This is a genomic window from Streptomyces sp. NPDC031274 (genome assembly GCF_055570235.1).
Map to the genome: position 1 here is coordinate 1 of NZ_JBVIHP010000067.1, position 4583 is coordinate 4583.

The window sequence follows — 4583 nt, forward strand, 5'->3', positions numbered from 1 at the left end:
GAGGCGCACGTCCACGGCGCCGAACTCGACTGGCAGGCACTCTTCCCCGGCACCGACCGGACCACGGTCGACCTCCCCACCTACCCCTTCCAACGTCAGTACTACTGGCTTCAGGCGTCCAGCGCCCCGGGTGACGTCACGGCAGCCGGACTCGACGACGCCGGGCATCCGCTGCTGGGGGCCGCGGTGCCGCTCGCGGACGGGGACGGGCATCTGCTCACCGGGCGCCTTTCGCTGCGCACGCACCCGTGGCTGGCGGATCACACTGTGGCGGGCGTCGTGCTGCTGCCCGCCACCGCGTTCGTCGAGCTCGCGGTACGCGCGGGTGATCAGGTCGGCTGCTCCCTGGTGGAGGAGCTCACCATGGAGTCCCCGCTGGTCGTGCCGGCAGTGGGCGGTGTGCAGTTGCAGCTGACCGTGGGCTCCGCCGACGCCTCGGGGCGGCGCTCCCTGACGTTCCACTCCCGCACGGAAGGCGGGACCGACGGCGTCGGCGCGGCCGAGCCGTGGACCCGACACGCCACCGGGGTCCTCACGACGGCGGACACCGAGTCCGCCCCCTTCGACCTGGCGGAGTGGCCGCCCCGTGACGCGGCGCCCGTCGACGGCACAGAACTGGCCGCCCTGTATGAGGAGTTCGCAGCAGCAGACGTCCGGTACGGCCCGGCGTTCCTGGGCCTGGCCTCGGCGTGGCGGCGCGGCGACGACGTGTTCGCCGAGGTGCGTCTTCCCGAGGCACAGCGCGAGGAGGCGGCTCGCTTCGGGCTGCACCCGGTGCTCCTCGACGCCGCACTCCAGGCGGCACACCTTGCACAGCGGCAGGACAGCGGCGAGCACGGCGACGAGGGCGGCACGGACGGTGAGAGCGGCCCCACGCTTCCCTTCTCCTGGAGCGATGTCACCCTCCACGCCACCGGTGCCACGACCCTGCGCGTTCACCTCTCCCAGCGCGCGGGCGGCGCGGTCTCCGTGCTGCTCGCCGACGAGACCGGCGCCCCAGTGGCGGAGGTCGGCGGCCTGGTGTCCCGCGCCGTCGACGCGGCGCAGGCCCGTGCGGACGCCGGCCGGCGCGCCCGCACGGAGCACCTCTACCGGGTCAACTGGGTCGAGATGCCCGCCAGCACGAGTCCGGCAGCCGATGTCGCCGCCGCCTGGGCTGTCGTCGGAGCCGACCCCGCGTACGGCGGCGAAGTGTGCCGCCTCGTCGGCGAGCAAGGCACGGCGGAAGCCGCGTACTACCCCACCCTCGCGGAGCTGACGCGCGCCGTGGACGCGGGCACCGCCCCGCTGCCTGCCGTCGTCGTCGCGACGTCGCCCACCGGATTCACAGAGCCCACGGTATTCACAGAGCCCGCTGGGCTCACCGACCCCACCAACCCAACAACCAACCCCACTATCCCCACTGCGCCCGGCGCGTACGTGTCCGCCGTTCATGCCTCCGCCGGTCACGCCCTCTCCCTCGTCCAGGACTGGCTGGCAGACGAGCGGTTCGTGTCCTCGCGGCTGCTCTTCCTGACCCGTGGTGCCGTGGCCGTGTCCCCCGATGAGCCGGTGGCGGGATTCGCGGACGCGGCCGTTTTCGGACTGCTCCGCTCGGCGCAGTCCGAAGAGCCCGGCCGGTTCGTCATCGCCGACGTGGACGAGAACACAGAGTCGCTGCGTGCGCTGCCCCTCGCGTACGCCCTTGAGGAGCCGGAGTTCGCGATCCGCGCCGGTGCCGCGCTCGCCCCCCGCCTCACCCGTGACCTCGGCGAGATCATCGCCGAGGCCACCGAAGGCCCCGATTCCACCGCTTCTGCCTCGCTCGACCCGAACGGCACTGTTCTCGTCACCGGCGCCCCCGGTGGCCTTGGCGGTCTCGTCGCCCGCCACGTCGTTGCCGCACACGGCATCCGTCACCTGCTGTTCCTCGGCCGCCGCGGCCAGGAAGCGACCGGAGCCGGTGAACTGGCCGTCGATCTGGGAGAGCTGGGCGCCGAGATCGACGTCGTCGCGTGCGACACCGCCGACCGGGATTCCCTCGCGGCGGCGCTTGCACGGATACCCGCCGCGCACCCGCTCACGGCGGTCTTCCACACGGCGGGCGTCTTCGACGACGGCATCATCTCCTCGCTCACCACGGAGCAGCTCGACCGGGTCCTGCGGCCCAAGGCCGACGCGGCCGTCCACCTCCACGAGCTGACCCGGGAAGCCGGCCTCGACCTGGCTGCGTTCGTCCTCTTCTCCTCCGTCGCAGGCGTCCTCGGCGGCGCAGGACAGGGCAACTACGCGGCGGGCAACACCTTCCTCGACGCCTTCGCGCAGCACCGTCGTGCCCAAGGGCTCCCGGCGACATCCCTTGCCTGGGGTCTGTGGGCCGAACGCGGCGGCATGGCCGGTCAGATCAGCGCCGCCGACCTGGACCGCATGACCCGGTCGGGCATCGCGCCGCTCACCACAGAGCAGGGCCTCGCCCTCCTCGACGCCGCGCTGGGCCACCCCGCCGCCGCTCTCGTGCCTGTGCGGCTGGACCCGGCAGCGCTGCGCGCCACTCACGGACCGAACCTCCAGCCGCTTCTGAGCGGACTCGTCCAAGGACTGCCCCAGGGCCACCCCGCACGGCGCACCGCCGCCGGGTCCGGCGCCCGTGCCGAGGGCCAGGCCCCGTCCCTCGTACGCAGGCTCGACGGCGTGCCGGAGAGCGAGCGCGAGCGCGCCGTGCTCGACCACGTGCGGGGTCTCGCCGCCGCTGTGCTCGGCCACGCGTCCGGTGACGAAGTGGACGCCGACCGGGCCTTCCGCGACCTCGGCTTCGACTCGCTCACCGCCGTCGAACTGCGCAACCGGCTCAACGAGTCGAGCGGCCTCCGCCTGCCCGCCACCCTCGTCTTCGACTACGCTAGTCCGCTCGCACTCGCCCGGCACCTCATGTCCGAACTGGGCGCCACCGGTACAGGCAGCGGTCTCTCGGCGGCCCTGACCGGCCCCGCCACCCGGGCCGAAGTCCAGGACGAGCCGATCGCCGTCGTCGCGATGAGTTGCCGCTTCCCGGGCGGCATCGACGGCCCCGAAGCCCTATGGCGGCTGGTCAGGGACGGCGCCGACGTCACCTCCGGACTGCCAGAGGGGCGCGGCTGGGACACCGGATCCCTGTACGACCCCGATCCTGACCATCAGGGCACCACATACTCGCGTGGCGGTGGCTTCCTGCACGAGGCGGGTGAGTTCGACGCCGCGTTCTTCGGGATTTCGCCGCGTGAGGCGCTCGCCATGGATCCGCAGCAGCGGCTCCTCCTGGAGACATCCTGGGAGGCCTTCGAGCGGGTGGGCATCGACCCGGCGAGCCTGCGGGGCAGCGCGGGCGGCGTCTTCGTGGGTGCCTCGTCGCAGGGATACGGAGAGAGCATCCGGGAGATCCCGGAGGGCCTCGAAGGCCACCTCATGACGGGCAACTCGACGAGCGTCATTTCCGGCCGCCTCTCGTACTCCTTCGGCCTGGAAGGCCCGGCGGTCACGGTCGACACGGCCTGCTCGTCCTCCCTCGTCGCCCTCCATCTGGCCGCGCACGCGTTGCGCCGGGGCGAGTGCGATTTGGCCCTCGCGGGCGGCGCCACAGTCATGGCCACCCCCGACACGCTCGTCGCCTTCAGCCGCCAGCGCGGCCTCGCGGCCGACGGGCGCTGCAAGCCGTTCGCCGAGGACGCCGATGGATTCGGTGTCGGCGAGGGCGTGGGCATGCTCGTCCTGGAGCGCCTCTCCGACGCGCGCCGCAATGGCCACAAGGTTCTCGCGGTCGTCCGTGGCTCCGCCGTCAACCAGGACGGCGCGAGCAACGGCCTCACCGCGCCCAACGGTCCCTCCCAGCAGCGTGTCATCCGCGCCGCCCTCACCGAAGCGGGCCTCACCGGCACCGACGTGGACGCCGTCGAGGCCCACGGCACCGGCACGCCCCTCGGCGACCCCATCGAGGCACAGGCACTGCTCGCCACGTACGGCCAGAACCGGCCGGAGGGCCGGGATCCGCTGTGGCTGGGATCGGTGAAGTCCAACATCGGCCACGCACAGGCCGCGGCCGGTGTCGCCGGTGTGATCAAGATGGTCATGGCGATGCGCGAAGGCGTGCTGCCGCAGACCCTGCATGCCGAGCACAGGTCGACCGAAGTGGACTGGGACGCAGGGGCCGTCGAGCTCCTGACGGAGACACGGTGCTGGCCGCAGCGAGGTGAATCTCCGCGCAGGGCGGGTGTGTCGTCGTTCGGAATGAGCGGTACCAATGCGCACGTGATCGTGGAGCAGGCTCCGGAGATCAAGGCGCCTGCGGAACCGGCCGGTGAGGGTGAGCCTTCTCCTGTGATACCCGGTGTGGTGCTGCTCGCCCTCTCCGCGAAGACGGCGGGCGCGCTGGCGGCCCAGGCCGCTCAGATTCGTGAACTGCTCCTTTCCGACGCCGAGTTGGCGGTGGCCGAGGTCGGCTGGTCGCTCGCAGTCGCGCGGTCGCGGTTCGAGCATCGGGGTGTGGTGCTCGGTGGCGACCGTGAGGCGTTGCTTTCCGGGCTTGAGCGGTTGGCCGAGGGTGACTCGGCTGCGGCGGGTGTGGTCGTGGG

The 4583-nt window shown here is 72.4% G+C and carries 1 protein-coding gene; it reads left to right on the forward strand.

The window, feature by feature from the left end; translation table 11 throughout:
* The coding region (locus ACZ5CR_RS43420; RefSeq protein WP_468868698.1) for a type I polyketide synthase at window positions 1–4583 on the forward strand (4583 nt) is incomplete at both ends.